At 61.3% G+C, this 19,433-nt stretch carries 17 protein-coding genes; 11 read left to right on the top strand and 6 right to left on the bottom strand.

What is annotated here, in order from left to right; all coding sequences use genetic code 11:
* Positions 1-2: 2 nt before the first annotated feature.
* From paaE to GUC22_RS14185, 10 genes are all read left to right on the top strand, one after another.
* The gene (gene paaE / locus GUC22_RS14230) at positions 3-1,073 is read left to right on the top strand and encodes a 1,2-phenylacetyl-CoA epoxidase subunit PaaE (protein ID WP_160183589.1); all 1,071 of its coding nucleotides are present in this window, start codon (positions 3-5) and stop codon (positions 1,071-1,073) included.
* Entirely contained in the window at positions 1,070-1,837 is a 768-nt protein-coding gene (paaF, locus tag GUC22_RS14225) for a 2,3-dehydroadipyl-CoA hydratase PaaF (protein ID WP_004139016.1), read from the top strand. The genes paaE and paaF overlap by 4 nt, the downstream gene beginning before the upstream one ends.
* A 2-nt stretch (positions 1,838-1,839) precedes the next feature.
* Positions 1,840-2,628: a 2-(1,2-epoxy-1,2-dihydrophenyl)acetyl-CoA isomerase PaaG gene (gene paaG / locus GUC22_RS14220; protein WP_004139014.1), complete on the top strand. Its 789-nt coding sequence runs from the start codon at positions 1,840-1,842 to the stop codon at positions 2,626-2,628.
* A 3-nt stretch (positions 2,629-2,631) separates the two neighbouring features.
* Positions 2,632-4,053: a 3-hydroxyacyl-CoA dehydrogenase gene (locus GUC22_RS14215; protein ID WP_160183588.1), complete on the top strand. Its 1,422-nt coding sequence runs from the start codon at positions 2,632-2,634 to the stop codon at positions 4,051-4,053.
* On the top strand, positions 4,043-4,465 hold the full coding sequence (gene paaI / locus GUC22_RS14210) for a hydroxyphenylacetyl-CoA thioesterase PaaI (protein WP_098363513.1): 423 nt from the start codon (positions 4,043-4,045) through the stop codon (positions 4,463-4,465). The genes GUC22_RS14215 and paaI overlap by 11 nt, the downstream gene beginning before the upstream one ends.
* Positions 4,465-5,670 (top strand): 3-oxoadipyl-CoA thiolase, encoded by a 1,206-nt coding sequence (gene pcaF, locus GUC22_RS14205; RefSeq protein ID WP_024358301.1) that lies wholly within the window; start codon positions 4,465-4,467, stop codon positions 5,668-5,670. Before paaI ends, pcaF begins: the two co-directional genes overlap by 1 nt.
* A 28-nt stretch (positions 5,671-5,698) precedes the next feature.
* Positions 5,699-7,015 (top strand): phenylacetate--CoA ligase PaaK, encoded by a 1,317-nt coding sequence (gene paaK / locus GUC22_RS14200; RefSeq protein ID WP_024358300.1) that lies wholly within the window; start codon positions 5,699-5,701, stop codon positions 7,013-7,015.
* Positions 7,016-7,286: 271 nt separating this feature from the next.
* Complete coding sequence (paaX, locus tag GUC22_RS14195) at positions 7,287-8,213, top strand: phenylacetic acid degradation operon negative regulatory protein PaaX (RefSeq protein WP_024358299.1); 927 nt, start codon at positions 7,287-7,289, stop codon at positions 8,211-8,213.
* A 9-nt stretch (positions 8,214-8,222) separates the two neighbouring features.
* Positions 8,223-8,819 carry a phenylacetic acid degradation protein PaaY gene (paaY, locus tag GUC22_RS14190; protein ID WP_024358298.1) on the top strand — a complete coding sequence of 199 codons (597 nt, stop codon included), beginning with the start codon at positions 8,223-8,225 and terminating at the stop codon, positions 8,817-8,819.
* 8 nt (positions 8,820-8,827) lie between these two features.
* Positions 8,828-9,238, top strand: coding sequence for a GFA family protein (locus tag GUC22_RS14185; RefSeq protein ID WP_029669679.1), 411 nt, complete (start codon positions 8,828-8,830; stop codon positions 9,236-9,238).
* Between the two features lie 35 nt (positions 9,239-9,273).
* On the opposite strand, the gene azoR is transcribed toward GUC22_RS14185, so the two are convergent.
* The gene (azoR, locus tag GUC22_RS14180; RefSeq protein WP_004120936.1) at positions 9,274-9,879 is read right to left on the bottom strand and encodes an FMN-dependent NADH-azoreductase; all 606 of its coding nucleotides are present in this window, start codon (positions 9,877-9,879) and stop codon (positions 9,274-9,276) included.
* Between the two features lie 261 nt (positions 9,880-10,140).
* Here azoR and hrpA point away from each other — a divergent pair, with 261 nt between their 5' ends.
* Positions 10,141-13,986, top strand: a complete 3,846-nt coding sequence (hrpA, locus tag GUC22_RS14175; RefSeq protein ID WP_264984836.1) for an ATP-dependent RNA helicase HrpA — start codon at positions 10,141-10,143, stop codon at positions 13,984-13,986.
* A 48-nt stretch (positions 13,987-14,034) separates the two neighbouring features.
* Here the strand turns inward: hrpA and GUC22_RS14170 are convergent, their stop codons facing one another.
* From GUC22_RS14170 to GUC22_RS14150, 5 genes are read right to left on the bottom strand one after another with little or no spacing between them, the layout of a single operon-like run.
* A complete protein-coding gene (locus GUC22_RS14170; RefSeq protein ID WP_024358296.1) occupies positions 14,035-14,694 on the bottom strand; it encodes an O-methyltransferase in 660 nt (219 codons plus the stop codon).
* Positions 14,695-14,709: 15 nt separating this feature from the next.
* Positions 14,710-16,089: an efflux transporter outer membrane subunit gene (locus tag GUC22_RS14165; protein ID WP_160183586.1), complete on the bottom strand. Its 1,380-nt coding sequence runs from the start codon at positions 16,087-16,089 to the stop codon at positions 14,710-14,712.
* Positions 16,086-17,171: an HlyD family secretion protein gene (locus GUC22_RS14160; RefSeq protein WP_004138997.1), complete on the bottom strand. Its 1,086-nt coding sequence runs from the start codon at positions 17,169-17,171 to the stop codon at positions 16,086-16,088. Before GUC22_RS14160 ends, GUC22_RS14165 begins: the two co-directional genes overlap by 4 nt.
* A gap of 19 nt (positions 17,172-17,190) precedes the next feature.
* Positions 17,191-18,843, bottom strand: coding sequence for an MFS transporter (locus tag GUC22_RS14155; protein ID WP_049131060.1), 1,653 nt, complete (start codon positions 18,841-18,843; stop codon positions 17,191-17,193).
* Complete coding sequence (locus GUC22_RS14150) at positions 18,843-19,274, bottom strand: MarR family winged helix-turn-helix transcriptional regulator (RefSeq protein WP_004138995.1); 432 nt, start codon at positions 19,272-19,274, stop codon at positions 18,843-18,845. Before GUC22_RS14150 ends, GUC22_RS14155 begins: the two co-directional genes overlap by 1 nt.
* Positions 19,275-19,433: the final 159 nt, after the last annotated feature.

Below are 19,433 nucleotides of genomic sequence, written 5' to 3'. Positions count from 1 at the left end.
CGATGACGACATTTCATTCGCTTACCGTGGCGAAAGTGGAACCGGAAACCCGCGACGCGGTCACCATCACCTTTGCCATACCCGACGCGCTGCGCGACGCCTATGCCTTTCGTCCGGGCCAGCATCTGACGCTGAAGGCCCGCCTCGGCGGCGAAGAGCTTAGGCGCTGCTACTCCATTTGCCGCAGCCGCGCGCCGGGTGAAATCAGCGTGGCGGTTAAAGCTATCGACGGCGGGCGCTTCTCGCGCTATGCCCAGAGCGACATTCAACCGGGGATGGCGCTGGAGGTGATGGTGCCGCAGGGCCACTTTGGCTACCAGCCGCGGGCCGGGCGTCGGGCCGACTACCTGGCGATTGCCGCCGGCTCCGGGATTACGCCGATGATGGCGATCGTTGACGCCACTCTCGCCTGCGAAACCGACAGCCGCTTCACGCTGATTTACGGCAACCGCAGCAGCCACAGCATGATGTTCCGCCAGGCGCTGGCCGACCTGAAAGACCGCTATCCGCAGCGCCTGCAGGTGGTGCATCTGTTCAGCCAGGAGGCGATGGACAGCGACCTGCTGCAGGGGCGCATCGATGGCGACAAGCTGCGCGAACTGGCCGGCCATCTGCTGGACTTCAGCCGCTTTGACCATGCCTTTATTTGCGGCCCGGCGGCGATGATGGATGAAGCGGAAATGACCCTGCGCGAGCTGGGCGTCCCGGCGAAAGCCATCCATCTGGAACGTTTCAATACGCCGGGCAGCGGCGCCAGGCGGGCTGCCGGCGTACAGGCGGAGGGCCGCTCGGTCACGATTCGTCAGGATGGCCGCGACCGCACCATAGCCCTGAGCGCCGAGGACGACAGCATTCTTGACGCCGCGCTACGCCAGGGGGCGGACCTGCCGTTTGCCTGCAAGGGCGGCGTCTGCGCCACCTGTAAATGCAAAGTGCTGCGCGGCGAGGTGGCGATGGCCGCGAACTACAGCCTTGAAGCCGACGAAGTGGCGGCAGGCTACGTGCTGAGCTGCCAGGCGCTCCCCACCAGCGGCGATGTGATCGTCGACTTCGACGCGCGGGGGATGGCATGAGTGAACTGTTTATTGCCCGCCACGCGCGCGTACTGCAGCTGACGCTCAATCGCCCGCAGGCGCGCAACGCGCTCAATAACGCGCTGCTGATGCAGATCGCCGATGTGCTCGACGCGGCGGCGCTGGACCCGACGGTTGGCGTCTGCGTCATCAGCGGTAACGAACGCTTCTTTGCCGCAGGGGCCGACCTGAACGAAATGGCGGAAAACGATCTGCCCGCCACGCTCGATGATATTCGCCCGCGGCTGTGGGCGCGTATCGACGCCTTCAGCAAACCGCTGATCGCTTCGGTTAACGGCTATGCCCTCGGCGCCGGATGCGAGCTGGCGCTGATCTGCGATCTGATTGTCGCCGGCGATAACGCCCGCTTCGGCCTGCCGGAAATCACCCTCGGCATGATGCCGGGCGCGGGCGGCACCCAGCGCCTGATCCGCAGCGTCGGTAAGGCGCTGGCCAGCCGGATGGTCTTGAGCGGCGAAAGCATCGATGCCCATCAGGCGCTGCGGGCGGGGCTGGTGAGCGAGGTGTATCCGCCAGCGCTTACCGATGAATACGCGCTTAGCCTGGCGGCAACCGTGGCTCGCCACTCGCCGCTGGCGCTGCGCGCGGCTAAACAGTCCTTGCGGCTGTCGCAGGAGGTGAGTCTGCAGGCCGGGCTTCAGCAGGAGCGTCAGCTGTTTACCTTACTGAGCGCGACCGAAGATCGCCGCGAAGGTATTGACGCCTTTTTACATAAACGTACTGCGGAATTTAAAGGACGCTAATCGTGGAAGCTTTCATTCTCAGCGAAGTGGAACAGGGCGTGATGACGATTACCCTTAATCGCCCGGACCGCCTGAACAGTTTTAACGACCTGATGCACCAGCAGCTGGCGGCGTGCCTGAAGCAGGCGGAACGTGATGACGATGTGCGCTGTTTACTGCTGACCGGCGCCGGGCGCGGCTTTTGCGCCGGGCAGGATTTAAATGACCGCAACGTCGACCCCAGCGGTCCTGCGCCGGATCTCGGCCTGTCGGTTGAGCGTTTCTATAACCCGCTGGTGCGCCGTCTGGCGGCGCTGCCGAAACCAGTGATTTGCGCGGTAAACGGCGTCGCGGCGGGAGCGGGGGCCACGCTGGCGCTGGGCTGCGATATCGTTCTGGCGGCGCGTTCGGCGAAGTTCGTCATGGCGTTCAGCAAGCTCGGCCTGGTGCCTGACTGCGGCGGCAGCTGGTTTCTGCCGCGGGTGGCGGGTCGAGCGAGGGCGATGGGGCTGGCGCTGCTGGGCGATAGCCTGAGCGCAGAGCAGGCCGCGCAGTGGGGGATGATCTGGCAGGTGGTGGACGATGCCGAGCTGAAAGATACCGGCCTGGCGCTGGCGCGGCACCTGGCCGCCCAGCCGACCTATGGCCTCGGTCTGATTAAGAAGGCGCTTCAGCTTGCGGAAACCCAGACCCTGGATCAGCAGCTCGATCTTGAGCGCGATTATCAGCGCCTGGCCGGACGCAGCGCCGACTATCGCGAAGGCGTCAGCGCCTTCCTCGCGAAGCGTCCACCTCAATTCAGCGGGAAATAGCCGATGAGCAAAACGTTACCTACCGTTGCGGTGATAGGCAGCGGCACCATGGGCGCCGGGATTGCCGAAGTGGCCGCCGCCGCCGGGCATCCGGTACTGATTTTCGACATCGCCCCTGAGGCGGTGGTTCGCGCCATCGACGGGATTCGCCAGCGGCTGGCCTCCCGCGTCAGCCGCGGCAAGCTGGCGACGGAACAGGCCGATGCGCTGCTGGTGCGTCTGGTTCCCGCGGCGGAGCTGAGCAACCTGGCTGACGCGCAGCTGGTTATCGAAGCGGCCTCCGAACGTCTGGAGGTCAAAAAGGCGCTGTTCGAACAGCTGGCGGCGATCTGCTCCCCGTCGACGTTGCTGGTTAGCAACACCTCGTCGATATCGATCACCGCCATCGCCGCCGGGATAAAACACCCGGAGCGGGTCGCCGGGCTGCACTTCTTTAACCCGGCCCCGGTGATGAAGCTGGTGGAAGTGGTCAGCGGCCTGGCCACCTCGACGGAAGTCGTCGAACAGCTTTGTCAGTGGGTTAGCGACTGGGGAAAACAGCCGGTTCGCTGCCGCTCAACGCCCGGTTTTATCGTCAACCGCGTGGCGCGGCCTTTTTACGCCGAAGCGTGGCGAGCGCTGGAAGAGCAGGTCGCCGCGCCTGAAGTGATTGACGCCGCCCTGCGCGACGGCGGCGGTTTCCCCATGGGCCCGCTGGCGTTGACCGACCTGATAGGTCAGGACGTCAACTTTGCGGTGACCTGTTCGGTGTTTAACGCCTGCTGGCAGGACCGTCGCTATCAACCGTCGCTGCTGCAGCAGGAGCTGGCTCTGGCTGGGCGGTTGGGGAAAAAGAGCGGGCAGGGGGTCTACCGCTGGCCTGCTGAGGCCCAACCCGAGCGGGCGCTGGCCGCCGTATCAGCAGAACGCGCAGCAAAACGCATAAAACATGACGTTGTCACTGAGTTGGACGAGATATTGCTGCTGGAAACGACCGGTGAAACCGCCCTGGCGTTAAGCCTTCAGCACGGCCGACCGGTAGTGGTCTACGACCACAGCGCGGGTGATACGGTGGTGCTGGCCAGCGCGGAAACCACGTCACAGGCGGCGACCGATAAAGCAACTTTCTATTTTCAACAGCAGGGCAAAAAAGTGCTGCAGATCGCTGACTATCCCGGCCTGCTGGTGTGGCGTACGGTGGCGATGCTGGTTAACGAAGCGCTGGACGCGCTGCAAAAAGGGGTCGCCAGCGCGGAGGATATCGATACCGCCATGCGCCTGGGCGTTAACTACCCGCGCGGCCCGCTGGCGTGGGGAGAGTCACTTGGCTGGGGCCGGGTGCTGCGCCTGCTGGAAAACCTGCAGCGGCACTATGGTGAAGAGCGCTATCGCCCCTGCTCCCTGCTGCGTCAGAAGGCGCTGATGGAGAAACATCATGAGCAATGAAGCCTGGCGCAACGCCCGCGCGATGTATGAGAACGATAACTGTGCGCAAGCGCTGGGGATCAAGATTATCGAGATGGATGACGGCTACGCGCAGATGACCATGGCGGTCACCCCGAACATGCTCAACGGCCACCACTCCTGCCACGGTGGACAGCTGTTTTCGCTCGCCGATACCGCCTTCGCTTACGCCTGCAACAGCCAGGGGCTGGCGGCGGTCGCCTCGGCGGCGAGCATCGATTTTCTCCGTCCGGCCTTTGTCGGCGAGCTGCTGACCGCCACGGCGAGGGTCAAGCAGCAGGGCAAACTGACCGGGGTCTATGACATTGAGATCGTTAACCAACAGCAAAAAGTGGTCGCCCTGTTTCGCGGTAAATCGCACCGCATCGGCGGCACAATCACAGGAGAAGTCTGATGCGCGACGCCTTTATTTGTGACGGGATCCGCACGCCGATTGGCCGCTACGGCGGGGCGCTGGCCAGCATGCGCGCTGACGACCTGGCCGCTATCCCGTTGCGCGAGCTGCTGAGCCGTAACCCGAAGTTCGATCCGGCATCAATTGACGATGTAATTCTCGGCTGCGCCAACCAGGCCGGCGAAGACAACCGTAACGTGGCCCATATGGCGACGCTGCTGGCGGGCTATCCGCACACCGTACCCGGCACTACCGTTAACCGCCTGTGCGGCTCCGGTCTCGACGCTATCGGCTTCGCCGCCCGCGCCATCAAAGCCGGAGAGGCGGATCTGATGATCGCCGGCGGCGTCGAGTCGATGTCGCGCGCGCCGTTTGTGATGGGCAAAGCCAGCGCCGCGTATCAGCGCCAGGCCGAGCTGTTTGATACCACTATCGGCTGGCGTTTTGTGAACCCGCTCATGCAGCAGCGATTTGGCACTGACAGCATGCCGGAAACGGCGGAGAATGTAGCTGAATTGTTAAATATCAGCCGCGCCGATCAGGACGCTTTTGCGTACCGCAGCCAGCAGCGTACGGCCCGGGCCCAGCGCGACGGCATTCTGGCGCAGGAGATCGTGCCGGTACCGATTATCGGCGGCAAGGGGGCGGTGAGCACCGTGTATGAGGACGAGCATCCGCGGGCGGAGACCACCCTTGAACAGCTTTCGCGGCTGAAAACGCCGTTCCGCAAAGGGGGCGTGGTGACCGCGGGAAACGCCTCCGGCGTCAACGACGGCGCCGCGGCGCTGATTATCGCCAGCTCGCAGCAGGCCATCGCCCAGGGGCTAACGCCGCGGGCGCGTATTGTGGCCATGGCGACGGCGGGCGTCGAGCCGAAGCTGATGGGACTCGGGCCGGTGCCGGCGGTACGTAAAGTGCTGGAGCGCGCCGGACTGAGCATAAACGATATGGATCTGATTGAGCTGAATGAAGCCTTCGCCGCCCAGGCGCTGGGCGTGCTCAGACAGCTGGGGCTGGCGGATGACGCCCCGCATGTTAACCCCAACGGCGGCGCCATCGCCTTAGGCCATCCGTTGGGGATGAGCGGCGCCCGGCTGGCATTGAGCGCCAGCCTGGAGCTGCAGCGCCGCAGCGGGCGCTATGCGCTGTGTACGATGTGTATTGGCGTGGGTCAGGGCATTGCCATGATCCTTGAGCGAGTGTGAGCGAATCTACCTGCGAGTACCCTACAAAATGACAACGATAACGCAATTAGACCCGATTGAAAGCGCATCGCGCGACGAGCTGCAGGCCCTGCAAACCCAGCGTCTGAAGTGGACCCTGAAGCACGCCTACGACAATGTGCCGATGTATCGCCGTAAATTCGACGCGGCGGGCGTTCATCCTGACGATTTCCACGAACTGAGCGATCTGAGCAAGTTTCCCTGCACCACCAAGCAGGATCTGCGCGACAACTACCCCTTTGATACCTTTGCGGTGCCGATGGAGCAGGTGGTGCGCATCCACGCGTCCTCGGGGACTACCGGCAAGCCGACGGTGGTGGGCTATACGCAAAACGATATTGATAACTGGGCCAATATTGTCGCCCGCTCCCTGCGCGCGGCGGGCGGCACGGCGAAAGACAAAATCCATGTCGCCTACGGCTATGGCCTGTTTACCGGCGGACTGGGCGCCCACTACGGCGCGGAGCGTTTAGGCGCGACGGTGATACCGATGTCCGGCGGCCAGACCGAAAAGCAGGCCCAGCTGATCCGCGATTTTAAGCCGGATATGATTATGGTGACGCCGTCCTACTGCCTGAACCTGATTGAAGAGCTGGAGCGCCAGATGGGCGGCGACGCCAGCGGCTGCTCCCTGCGGGTGGGAGTGTTCGGCGCGGAGCCGTGGACCCGCGCGATGCGTACGGAAATCGAGCGTCGGCTGGGGATTTCGGCGCTGGATATCTACGGCCTGTCGGAGGTGATGGGGCCGGGGGTGGCGATGGAGTGCCTGGAAACCGCCGACGGTCCGACGATTTGGGAAGATCACTTCTACCCTGAAGTGGTGAATCCGGACAACGGCACGCCGCTGACGGACGGTGAACACGGCGAGCTGCTGTTCACCACCCTGACCAAAGAAGCGCTACCGGTGATCCGCTACCGCACCCGCGACCTGACCCGTCTGCTGCCGGGTACTGCCCGCACGATGCGCCGGATGGATCGCATCAGCGGGCGCAGCGACGATATGCTGATTATCCGCGGCGTGAACGTTTTCCCATCGCAGCTAGAGGAGGAGATCCTCAAGTTCGAACATCTGGCGCCGCACTATCAGCTGGAGGTTAACCGCCGGGGCCATCTTGATTCACTTTCGGTGCGCGTGGAGCTAAAAGAGAGCGGTCTGGCGCTGAACCACGAGCAGCGCTGTCAGATTTGTCATCAGTTGCGCCACCGGATCAAATCGATGGTGGGGATTTCGACCGATATCAGCATTGTTAACTGCGGCAGCATTCCGCGCTCCGAGGGTAAGGCCTGCCGCGTGTTCGACCTGCGCAAGGCTGCCGCTAACGGATAACGTGTTCTCCCGGAGGCGGCGCATTGCGCCTGTCCGGGCTACCCGACGACACAACTCCCGCAGCCCGGGTAAGGCGTTTACGCCGCGACCCGGGGAGTGTGCCGGGGTTGATGTACCAGCTCGGCCTCTTCCCGGCTCGCGCTGCGCTTAGCCGGGCTACGTGTTCACCGTCGTCTGCGGGCCGGTAGCCCGGACAGGTGCGCCAGCACCGCCTCCGGGATTTCCTGTGCTATGATTCAAAAAGGATAAAAATCACAACAGAATGAATCAGATGAGTAAACTCGACACCTTTATTCAGCAGGCCGTCACCGCGATGCCCATCAGCGGGACCTCGCTTATTGCTTCTTTATACGGCGACGCCTTGCTCCAGCGCGGCGGAGAGGTCTGGCTTGGCAGCGTGGCGGCGCTGCTGGAAGGGCTTGGATTCGGCGAACGATTCGTGCGTACCGCGCTGTTCCGCCTGAATAAAGAAGAGTGGCTCGATGTGGTGCGCATTGGTCGCCGCAGCTTCTACCGCCTCAGCGACAAAGGCCTGCGTCTGACCCGCCGGGCGGAGCATAAAATCTATCGCGCCAGCGCGCCGGAGTGGGATGGCACCTGGCTGCTGCTGCTGTCGGAAGGGCTGGAAAAAAGCACCCTGGCGGAAGTCAAAAAACAGCTGCTGTGGCAGGGATTTGGCGCGCTGGCGCCGAGCCTGCTGGCTTCGCCGTCGCAAAAGCTGGCGGACGTACAGTCTCTGCTGCACGAAGCGGGCGTGGCGGAAAACGTTATCTGTTTCGAAGCGCATTCCCCGCTGGCGCTCTCCCGGGCGGCGCTGCGCGCTCGCGTTGAAGAGTGCTGGCATCTTACCGATCAGAACGCGATGTATGAAACATTTATCACCCTGTTTCGACCGCTGCTGCCGCTGCTTCGCGACTGCGAGCCCGCGGAGCTGACGCCCGAACGCAGTTTCCAGATTCAACTCCTACTGATTCACTTCTATCGCCGGGTGGTACTGAAAGACCCGCTGCTGCCCGAAGAGCTGCTCCCCGCGCACTGGGCCGGGCAAACCGCGCGCCAGCTGTGCATCAATATTTATCAACGCGTTGCCCCCGGCGCGCTGGCGTTTGTCGGCGAGAAGGGCGAAAGCTCGGTGGGGGAACTTCCCGCGCCGGGACCGCTCTATTTCCAGCGCTTTGGCGGACTCGCAGGCGTATAAGGAGAGGCTATGCCCATTTATCAAATTGACGGTATGACGCCGGTGGTACCGGATGAGAGCTACGTTCATCCCACCGCGGTGCTGATTGGCGACGTGATCCTCGGCAAAGGGGTCTACGTTGGCCCTAACGCCAGCCTGCGCGGCGATTTTGGCCGCATCGTGGTGAAAGATGGCGCCAACATCCAGGATAATTGCGTGATGCACGGCTTTCCCGGCCAGGATACGGTCGTGGAAGAAGAGGGGCATATCGGCCACGGCGCGATTCTGCACGGCTGCACCATCGGGCGCAACGCGCTGGTGGGCATGAGCGCGGTGATCATCGACGGGGCCAGCATTGGTGAAAACAGCATCGTCGGCGCTTCGGCCTTTGTCAAAGCCAACGCCGAAATGCCCGCCAACCATCTGATTGTCGGCAGTCCGGCGAAAGCCATTCGTACATTAAGCGAACAGGAGCTGGCCTGGAAGAAGCAGGGGACACGCGAGTATCAGGTGCTGGTGGAGCGCTGCAAACAGACGCTGCATCAGGTGGAACCGCTCAAAGAAGCAGAGCCGGACAGAAAGCGGCTGGCGTTTGATGAGAATTTACGGCCGAAATCTTCATCCTGAGGGGGAAAATCATGGCAGAGAAATTATCCGCTCAGTGCCACTGCGGCGCGGTGGCGTTTACCGTTGAGCTTAGCGATGGCTTCAACACCGTTCGCCGCTGTAACTGTTCATATTGCCGGATGCGTGGGGCGGTCGCGGTCTCCGCGCCGCTTTCAGGAATCGATGTTATCCGCGGACGGGATAAGCTCACGGAGTATCGTTTTAATACCGGTCAAGCCGTGCACTTTTTCTGCTCAGTGTGTGGGATCTATACTTTTCATCAACGGCGTTCAAACCCGCAGCAGTATGGCGTGAATGTGGCCTGCATTGACGGCGTGTCGCCTTTTGACTTTCCCTGCGTGGAGGTCAACGACGGCGTGAATCATCCAAAAGACGGCGGCGGTGGCGTGGTGGGGTATTTGCGCTACGAGAAAAAGTGAAACACTCCTCCCGCCGGGGCGGGAGGAGGCAAATCTTATGCGGCAACAACGCTGTCGATAGCGGCTTTCGCATCGGTCTGCGCTTTCGCTGCAACTTCCGGGCCGTAGGCGATGCCTTCAGCGAACACGAAGTTCACGTCGGTGATGCCGATAAAGCCAAGGAAAGTAGACAGGTACGGCGTTACCAGGTCAGTCGGGGTATCTTTATGGATACCGCCGCGGCTGGTGACGACGACCGCGCGTTTACCTTTCACCAGACCTTCCGGCCCTTTCTCGGTGTAGCGGAAGGTCACGCCAGCGCGCGCCACCAGGTCGAAGTAGTTTTTCAGCTGGGTCGGGATGTTGAAGTTGTACATCGGCGCCGCGATAACAATCACATCGTTCGCCTGCAGTTCAGCGATCAGTTCGTCGGACAGCGCCAGCGCTTCCTGCTGACGCGGCGTCAGCGGCGCATCGCTCGGACGCAGAGCGCCAACCAGTTCCCCGTCCAGTACCGGGATTGGGTTTGCAGCCAGGTCGCGCACGGTGATAACGTCTTGCGCGTGCTTTTCACGCCATTGTTCAACAAAATAGTCGGACAGCTGACCAGATTGCGAGTACCCTGCCAGAATACTGGATTTCAGAACTAATACTTTGCTCATGGGTGTTTCCTTTTTTAATGTGATTGACGGGCCTGTGCCCTGGTGCTTGATGACACTGTATTCACAATCATGTCACAGAGAAAGCGCAATAAATCGAACTCTGTATTCAGTTTTTTTGAACAAGGCACGAATTGCGCGGATGTGGTACTCTAACGCAATACATCAAAAGAGATTTTTCCCGGCAGTGCGCTGCCCGATAACGCTATGACAGAACAACAAAAAATAACCTTCTCTCAGCTCGTTACACGGCTTGATGGCCTGATGCTGCGCGATAAGTCGCGCTTCGCCCGTCGCCTGCACGGCGTGAAGAAGGTTAAAAATCCTGATGCCCAGCAGGCCATCCTTCAGGAGATGGCGCAAGAAATTGAACAGGCGGCAGGGAGAGTCCTGCTGCGCGAAGCCGCTCGACCGGCGATAACCTACCCGGAAAACCTGCCGGTCAGCCAGAAAAAGCAGGAGATCCTCGACGCCGTGCGCGACCACCAGGTGGTGATTGTGGCGGGGGAGACCGGTTCGGGGAAAACCACCCAGTTGCCAAAAATTTGTATGGAGCTGGGGCGCGGCGTTAAAGGGTTAATCGGCCATACCCAGCCGCGTCGTCTGGCCGCGCGTACCGTCGCCAACCGTATTGCCGAAGAGCTACAAACGGAACCGGGCGGCTGCATCGGCTATAAAGTCCGCTTTAGCGATCACGTCAGCGATAACACCATGGTTAAGCTGATGACCGACGGTATTCTGCTGGCGGAAATCCAGCAGGACCGGCTGCTGATGCAGTACGACACCATTATTATCGATGAAGCGCACGAACGCAGCCTCAACATCGACTTCCTGCTTGGCTATTTGCGGGAACTGCTGCCCCGTCGCCCGGATCTGAAAATTATTATCACCTCGGCGACCATCGACCCGGAACGCTTCTCGCGCCACTTTAACAACGCGCCGATTATCGAAGTGTCCGGGCGCACCTACCCGGTAGAAGTGCGCTATCGCCCGATAGTGGAAGACGCCGACGACACCGAGCGCGATCAGCTGCAGGCGATATTTGACGCCGTTGATGAACTCGGGCGCGAAAGCCCCGGCGATATCCTTATTTTTATGAGCGGCGAGCGCGAAATCCGCGATACCGCCGATGCGCTCAATAAGCTGAATCTGCGCCATACCGAAGTGCTGCCGCTGTACGCGCGGTTGTCCAACAGTGAGCAGAACCGCGTATTCCAGGCCCACAGCGGGCGGCGGATCGTGCTGGCCACCAACGTCGCGGAAACCTCGCTGACCGTGCCGGGCATCAAGTACGTTATCGATCCCGGTACCGCGCGTATCAGCCGCTATAGCTTCCGGACTAAAGTACAGCGCCTGCCTATTGAGCCGGTTTCCCAGGCGTCGGCTAACCAGCGTAAGGGCCGCTGCGGCCGCGTCTCCGAAGGGATCTGTATTCGTCTCTATTCGGAAGACGACTTCCTGTCGCGCCCGGCGTTTACCGACCCTGAAATTCTGCGCACCAACCTGGCGTCGGTTATTCTGCAAATGACCGCGCTGGGCCTGGGCGATATTGCCGCGTTCCCGTTTGTTGAAGCGCCGGATAAGCGCAATATTCAGGACGGCGTACGCCTGCTGGAGGAACTGGGGGCGATTACCACCGACGAACAGCAGACCGCCTATAAGCTGACACCGATGGGCCGCCAGCTCAGCCAGCTGCCGGTTGACCCGCGTCTGGCGCGGATGGTACTGGAGGCGCAAAAACACGGCTGCGTGCGCGAGGCGATGATCATCACCTCGGCGCTCTCGATTCAGGATCCGCGCGAGCGGCCGATGGACAAGCAGCAGGCCTCTGACGAGAAGCATCGTCGTTTCCACGATAAAGAGTCCGACTTCCTTGCCTTTGTGAATTTGTGGAACTACCTTGGCGAGCAGCAAAAAGCGCTCTCCTCGAACCAGTTCCGCCGCCAGTGCCGGGTCGATTTTCTCAACTACCTGCGCGTGCGCGAGTGGCAGGATATCTACACTCAGCTGCGTCAGGTGGTCAAAGAGCTCGGCCTGTCGGTGAACAGCGAGCCGGCGGAGTATCGCGAAATTCACACCGCGCTGCTGACCGGCCTGCTGTCGCACATCGGTATGAAAGACGCCGACAAGCAGGAGTTTACCGGCGCGCGTAACGCTCGCTTCTCCATCTTCCCCGGCTCCGGGTTGTTCAAAAAGCCGCCGAAATGGACGATGGTCGCCGAACTGGTGGAAACCAGCCGCCTGTGGGGGCGCATCGCCGCGCGCATTGAGCCGGAGTGGGTCGAGCCGGTGGCGCAGCATCTGATCAAACGCTCGTACAGCGAACCCCACTGGGAGCGCGGGCAGGGCGCGGTGATGGCGACGGAGAAGGTGACCGTTTACGGCCTGCCGATTGTCGCGGCCCGCAAGGTCAACTACAGCCAGATTGACCCGGCGCTGTGCCGCGAACTGTTTATCCGCCACGCGCTGGTGGAGGGCGACTGGCAGACTCGCCACGCCTTCTTCCGCGAAAACCTCAAGCTGCGTAACGAGATTGAAGAGCTGGAGCATAAATCGCGCCGCCGCGACATTCTCGTCGATGACGAAACGCTGTTTGAGTTCTACGACCAGCGCATCAGCCATGACGTCATCTCCGCGCGCCACTTCGATAAATGGTGGAAGCAGGCCAGCCGCGAGACGCCGGATCTGCTCAACTTTGAAAAGAGCATGCTGATTAAGGAAGGCGCGGAGCAGGTCAGCAAGCTCGACTATCCGAACTTCTGGCACCAGGGCAACCTGAAGCTGCGTCTCACCTATCAGTTTGAACCGGGCGCCGACGCCGACGGCGTAACGGTGCATATTCCGCTGCCGCTGCTCAATCAGGTGGAAGAAGCCGGATTTGAGTGGCAGATCCCGGGGCTGCGCCGTGAGCTAATTATCGCCCTGATTAAATCGCTGCCGAAGCCGGTACGGCGTAACATCGTTCCTGCGCCGAACTACGCGGAGGCGTTTTTAGGCCGCGCGACGCCGCTGGAGCTGCCGCTGCTGGATTCTCTGGAGCGCGAACTGCGGCGGATGACCGGTGTGACTATCGACCGCGAGGCCTGGCAGTGGGAGCAGGTGCCCGATCACCTGAAAATCACTTTCCGGGTGGTGGACGACAAAAACAAGAAGCTACATGAAGGGCGCTCGCTGCAGGATCTGAAAGATGCCCTGAAAGGCAAGGTACAGGAGACGCTGTCCGCGGTCGCCGATGACGGTATCGAGCAGAGCGGACTGCATATCTGGAGCTTTGGCCGGCTACCGGAGAGCTACGAGCAGAAGCGCGGCAACTATAAAGTTAAGGCCTGGCCGGCGCTGGTGGACGAACGCGACAGCGTGGCGATCAAGCTGTTTGATAATCCGCTCGAGCAGCAGCAGGAGATGTGGCGCGGCCTGCGCCGCCTGCTGCTGCTGAATATCCCGTCGCCGATTAAATACCTGCACGAGAAGCTGCCGAATAAAGCCAAGCTGGGGCTCTATTTCAACCCCTACGGCAAAGTGCTGGATCTGATCGATGACTGTATCTCCTGCGGCGTGGATAAGCTGATTGACGAAGCGGGCGGGCCGGTATGGACCGAAGAGGGCTTTGCCGCGCTGCATGAAAAGGTGCGCGCTGAACTCAACGAGACGGTGGTGGAAATCGCCAAACAGGTTGAGCAGACTCTGACCGCGGTGTTTAACATCAATAAACGCCTGAAAGGCCGCGTGGATATGACCATGGCGCTGGGGCTGTCGGATATCAAATCGCAGATGAGCGGTCTGGTGTATCGCGGCTTCGTCACCGGCAACGGCTTCCGCCGCCTGGGTGATACGCTGCGCTATCTGCAGGCGATTGAAAAGCGGCTGGAGAAAATGGCGATCGATCCGCACCGCGATCGCGCGCAGATGCTCAAAGTGGAGAGCCTCCAGCAGAGGTGGCAGCAGTGGTTGAATAAGCTACCGCCTCAGCGCCGTCAGGATGACGATGTGCAGGAGATCCGCTGGATGATTGAAGAGCTGCGCGTCAGCCTGTTCGCCCAGCAGCTCGGCACGCCGTATCCGATTTCCGATAAGCGGGTGCTGCAGGCGATGGAGCAGATCGCGGCCTAAGCCGTCACTGACCCCGGTGGCGCGGGCTGCCGGGGTCAGCGAGTCACGTCAGGCGTTCACCCACGCGAGGGTGAACCCGTCCCAGCCTTTGCTGCCCACCGTTTGCAGGGCCGTGACCGTTAGCCGTGGGTCGCTGCCCATCATGTCGATAAACGCTCTGACCCCCTGCACCCGGTCGTCCGCGCTATCCGGGTTCGTCACTTCGCCGTCGCGCACTACGTTATCGCCCACAATCACTGTCCCCGGGCGGGAATAGCGCAACGCCCAGCGCAGATAGTTGGGGTTATTCGGCTTATCCGCGTCGATAAAAATGAGATCGAACGGCGGGCGATCGCCCAGTTTTTCGAGGCTGGTCAGCGCCGGGCCTTCCAGCACCGCAACGCGATCGTCCACGCCCGCCAGACGGAGGTTCTCGCGCGCGACGGCGGCATGATGCGCGTCGGCCTCCAGGGTGAGCAATTCACCATCGGCGGGCAACTCCCGGGCCATCCAGATAGTGCTGTAGCCGCCGAGCGTGCCGATCTCCAGGATGCGTTTGGCGCCCGTCATGCGCACCAGCAGGGCCAGGAACTGCCCCTGATTGGCGGCGACGTCGATCGCCGGAAGACCGGCGCGCTGGTTATTCTCCAGGACCTGGCTGAGGAGCGGATCGTTGGGAATTAACGCTTCCACGAGATAATTATCTACTGCCGACCACTGTTGTTGCATGTCAGATTTCCCGTCTTACGTCCCTGATGAATCAGACCAGCCGCCTCCCAGCGACCGGTACAAATCGACTTGCGCCAGCAGCAGGTTGTTTTTCACCTGTACCACGCTGAGCTGGGTGGAAAACAGCGTACGCTGGGCGTCGAGTACGTCCAGATAGGATGAATAACCGTTGCGATAGCGGTTTTGCGCGATGCGCAGCGTCTCCTGGGCCACCTTCTCCTGCGCCTGTAGCTCCGAGAGCTGCTCGCCGTAGCGGCCAATCGCATCGAGACTGTCATTGACCTCTTTAAACGCGCCGCGCACCGTTTTTTCATAGCTATACAGCGCCTGATTGCGCTGGGCCATCGATACGTCGACCTGGGCATTCAGCGCCTGGCGGTTAAGCAGCGGCGCCAGAATGCTGCCGCCGAGGCTCCATAAGCGTAGCGGATTATCCAGTAGGTCCGGCAGGGTGCGATCCTGCAGGCTGCCGGTGGCGGTAAGGTTGATGGACGGCAGCAGCTGCGCCTGCGATGACGCCAGGGTGGCGTCGGCGGCCACCAGCTGACGCTGGGCCTGAACGATATCCGGTCGGCGGTTGAGCAGGGTTGACGGCAGCTGGGACGGTAGCGATAGCGGCGAAAGCTGCGCGAACGCGTTGCGCTTAACGGCGCCAGGATTGGCGCCGAGCAAAAGGCTGAGCGCATTTTCCTGCTGGGCGATTTGATGGCGCAACGGCGGGATTTGCGCGCGCGTGGAGCGCAGTTCGGAGTCCGCCTGCATCAGCTCCAGGCGTGAGGTATAGCCCGTCTCAAACTGGCGCTTCGCCAGATTGAATGCATCTTCGCGCGATTTTAGCGTTTGCTGCGTCACCCGCAGCTGTTCATCCAGCGACAGCAGGGTGATGTAGCCGACCGCCACCGAAGAGGCGACGGTCAGGTTCGCCGCGGCGGCCGCGGCTTTTTGCGCTTCCAGGCTGGCCTGCGCCGCGCTGGCGGCGCTGCGGTTGGCGCCCCAGATATCGACATCGTAGCTGGCGGTCAGCGCGCCTTTATACACCGTACTGTGAACGGGCAGGCCGGTAGCGGCCGACTGAGACCGCGCGCGGGTGCCGGCCAGTCCGGCGTCAAGCGAGGGAAACAGGCTGCTATCGGCGGCGTAGGCCCGGGCCTGGTACTCATTGACTCGTTCGCGAGCCATCAGCACGTCGCTGTTGTAGCGCAGCGCCTGGTCAACGTAGAGATTGAGCGTACTGTCGTGGAAGTTGCGCCACCACACGCCCTCAACGGGGCTGGAGGGTCCGACATCCGCCCGCCAGGCGGCGGGGATCTGTAGACCGGGCGCGGCCTGCTGAACGTCGGCGGACTGGCAGCCGGCCAGCGCAAGGATAACGGCGAGAGCGAGGGGGCGGATCATTGCTGTTTCTCCGCGCGGGTATCGATGGTGACCTGCACCGACATCCCCGGCCGCAGACGCTGGCCGTTCTTCTGCCCCTCATCAACGGCGATGCGTACCGGAATGCGCTGGGCGATTTTGACAAAGTTACCGGTGGCGTTATCCGGGGAAATGGCGCTGAACTCGACGCCGGTCGCCGGCGAGATGCTCTGCACCGTGCCGGTGAATTTCTCGCTGTTCAGCGCATCAACGGTAAAAGTTACCCGCTGTCCGACGCGCACCTGCGCCAGCTGGGTCTCTTTCAGATTCGCGATCAGCCAGTGCTGCGGCGGCACCAGCGAGGTGAGATGCGTCCCGGCGGTGACGTAAGCGCCAAGGCGGACGGAGATTTGCCCGAGCTGTCCATCCGTCGGCGCGATAATCCGGGTGTTTTGCAGGTCGATCTGCGCCAGCTCCAGCGCCGCTTTTGCGCTGGCGACGTCGGCGAGCAGCGAATCGCGGTTAACGATGGTGGATTGCAGATCCTGGCGCGACATTTCCAGCGTCGCTTTGGCCTGCTCGATATCCGCAGTGCCCTGCGCCGCGCTGGCGCGGGCGGAATCGCGTTCGCGAATCGATAGCGAGCCGTCGGCGGTCAGCTCCTGAACGCGTTTTAAATCGGCCTGGGTTTTCAGATTTTGCGCGCGGGCGTTCTGCAGCGCCGCTTCGTTACGTGCGATAACCGCCTCGGCGCTTCTGCGCTGCTGCTGATTGTTCTTCAGCGCCGCCTCTTTCATCGCCAGCGTTGCTTGTGCCTGATGGACGCGCTGCTTATAGATGCGCTCGTCAATCTGGAACAGCACGTCGCCGGCTTTAACCTGATTAAAATCCTGAACCTTCACCTCGGTGATATAACCGTTGACCTGCGGGCTGATAAACGTGGTTTGCCCGCGAACGTAGGCGTTATCGGTAAACTGGCTTTCACGGGTAAACGGCGGCAGCTGCCAGGCGTAGAGAATAACCAGTACCCCAACGATGCCAATGGCGGCGGCGGTGAAAATCGAGACGATGCGAATATTATTTCGGGTGTTGGCCTGCTGTTTGGCCGCATCCTGCTGACTCATAATGACTCCAGAGTAAATTTTATTTGCTACCCGTCGCGCGTTTCAGCGCGATGCGGGCGGTAATACGTAATCTTATTAAGCGCCAGAAAACCCATACCAGCGTGGCGGCTGAAATCGCCGCCGTCAGCAGATAGGTATCATTGTAAGCCAGAATATTGGCCTGCAGCGTGGCGGCGTTTTGCAGCAGCGTGGTGGCCTGAACGTTGAGCAGGGTGCTGTCGCCAATCTGGCTTTGATACATCTGGCTGTACTGCTGCAAACGCTCGGTAATCAGCGGATTGAGCGTGGTGAGCTGGTCGGCGAGCTGGCTGGAGTGAAACTTCTCCCGCCAGGTCTGGAAAGTACCGAGAATGGCGGAGCCCAGCAGACCGCCGATATTCTGGCTCATGCCGAACAGCACCGAGAAGCTCACCAGGTTGCGCTGGTCGGCAATGACCCCGCCAATCCCCGCCAGCATCGCCGGGGCGAGGAAGAAGGCGCTGCCGAAACCCAGCAGAAACTGGCTGAACATCAGCTGCTCCGGGCGGGTGAGGATCGTCGACTGGCTGTCGAGCAGCGATCCAACCATAATTAACGCCAGCGCCGTGGCGGTAGGCCAGTAGAGACGCTGCGGGTTGAGCGTCAGGCAGCTGGCGACGATGCCGCAGAGGATGCCGGCGAAAATCGACCACGCCAGGTTGGTCATCTGTTCATTCTGCAGGCCGACGTACTGCAGCCAGCCGATGACGCCGGTATTCTGCTCCGCCAGCACGATACGGATCAGCAGCATAATCAGCCCGAGGCGCAGAATACTGCCGCTGGAGAGCCATTTGATATTGAGCAGCGGGTTGCTGCGGTTATGCTCAAAGGCAATCGCGGAGACAATCAGCATCACCGCCCCCGCCAGCGCCCAGCCGATCCACGGCGCTTCAAACCACCAGTCCAGCCGTCCCAGCGACAGTACCGCGGTGACCAGCGCCATCCCCGGCGCCAGCAGGAAGAAGGTGATGAAGTCTTTTTTCTCAAACACCTTTTTCCGATCGCTTGGCGGCAGCTTGAGGGCGATTACGCAGGCCAGCGACACCAGCGCCAGCCCCAGTTCAAAGAAGTACAGCCCGCGCCACTCGTCAATTTGCAGCAGCTCGGTTGAAAACAGGCGCGCCAGCGGGATCGCCAGCGATGAACCGGTGATGCCGATGGTCAGCGCTTTGAGCCGATGGCGGGCGGGCCAGGCCTGCACTTGATAATAAATCCCCAGCGAGCTTAGCGCCGCGGCCACCATGCCGTGGGCGGCGCGCACCATCAGCGCGGAACTGAGGTCGTTGACGAACAGGTGGAAGAAGGTCACCAGCACGTAGAGGACGAGAAAACCTTCGGTAAAAGCGCGCAGGCCGAACTGCTGGCGGAACTTCACCAGCAGCAGGTTGATGGAGACGTTGGTCATTACGTAGACCGCCGGGAGCCAGGCAATCTCCGTCGACCAGGCAGCAAAGGTCCCCTGCAACAGCTGTAGATTGGCGGTCACCACCGCGTTGCCCAGCGCGCCGGTCAGGCAGACCAGCAGCCCGACGATCCCGTAGGCAATCCGTTTTGGCGTACTGTGGATCGGGGTGGACGGCGAACCGAGGATCGCCGGTTTTTCGTGCGGGGCCCAGTCGTGGGGCACATAGGGATTGTCTTTACGGCGAGGCATTATTTTTTCTCGACCTCGCGCAGCAGCTTCTCCAGGACCCGCTGCGTTTGCCGCTGTTCCTCGGGGGTGATGGCGGTGAGGATCTCCTCACGTAAATCATCGGCCACCGTTTTCACCTGCTGATACACCTCAAGGCCTTTAGCGGTGGCGATCAGCAGCCGTTTGCGTTTATCGCGCTCGGTTTTAATCCGCTCGACCAGGCCAACATCGACCAGACGGTTGAGCAGCGGCACGAGAGTTGCGCTTTCGACGCCCAGCTCCTGGGCCAGCTCGCTTTGCGATAGCGGCTGTTCGTGGCGCGCGATGGCGGAAACGGCGACCCAACTGGCCTGGCTCATGCCGAGGCCCTTAAGCCGGCGGTTGACCGCCAGCCGCCAATGGTGGGCGGTGAGATACAAAAGATGGGAAAAGTTAAGCTGTCGGCTATCCATAGGTCAATCTGCAATATCGTTAGAACTCTAATGATTTTTGCCTGGCAAAAACGAGAATTCAAGCCCGTTTGATAAAAACAGGTTAACGGTATGTGCGTTTATTGTGGAAGAAGCCTTGGGAAGGGAAAGGAGGAGCCTGGTCTCAAGCCCGGCATTCAC

The sequence above is a fragment of the Klebsiella sp. MPUS7 genome (assembly GCF_009905335.1).
GTDB lineage: Bacteria > Pseudomonadota > Gammaproteobacteria > Enterobacterales > Enterobacteriaceae > Klebsiella > Klebsiella grimontii.
This window is presented reverse-complemented; position numbering and strand designations above follow the sequence as displayed.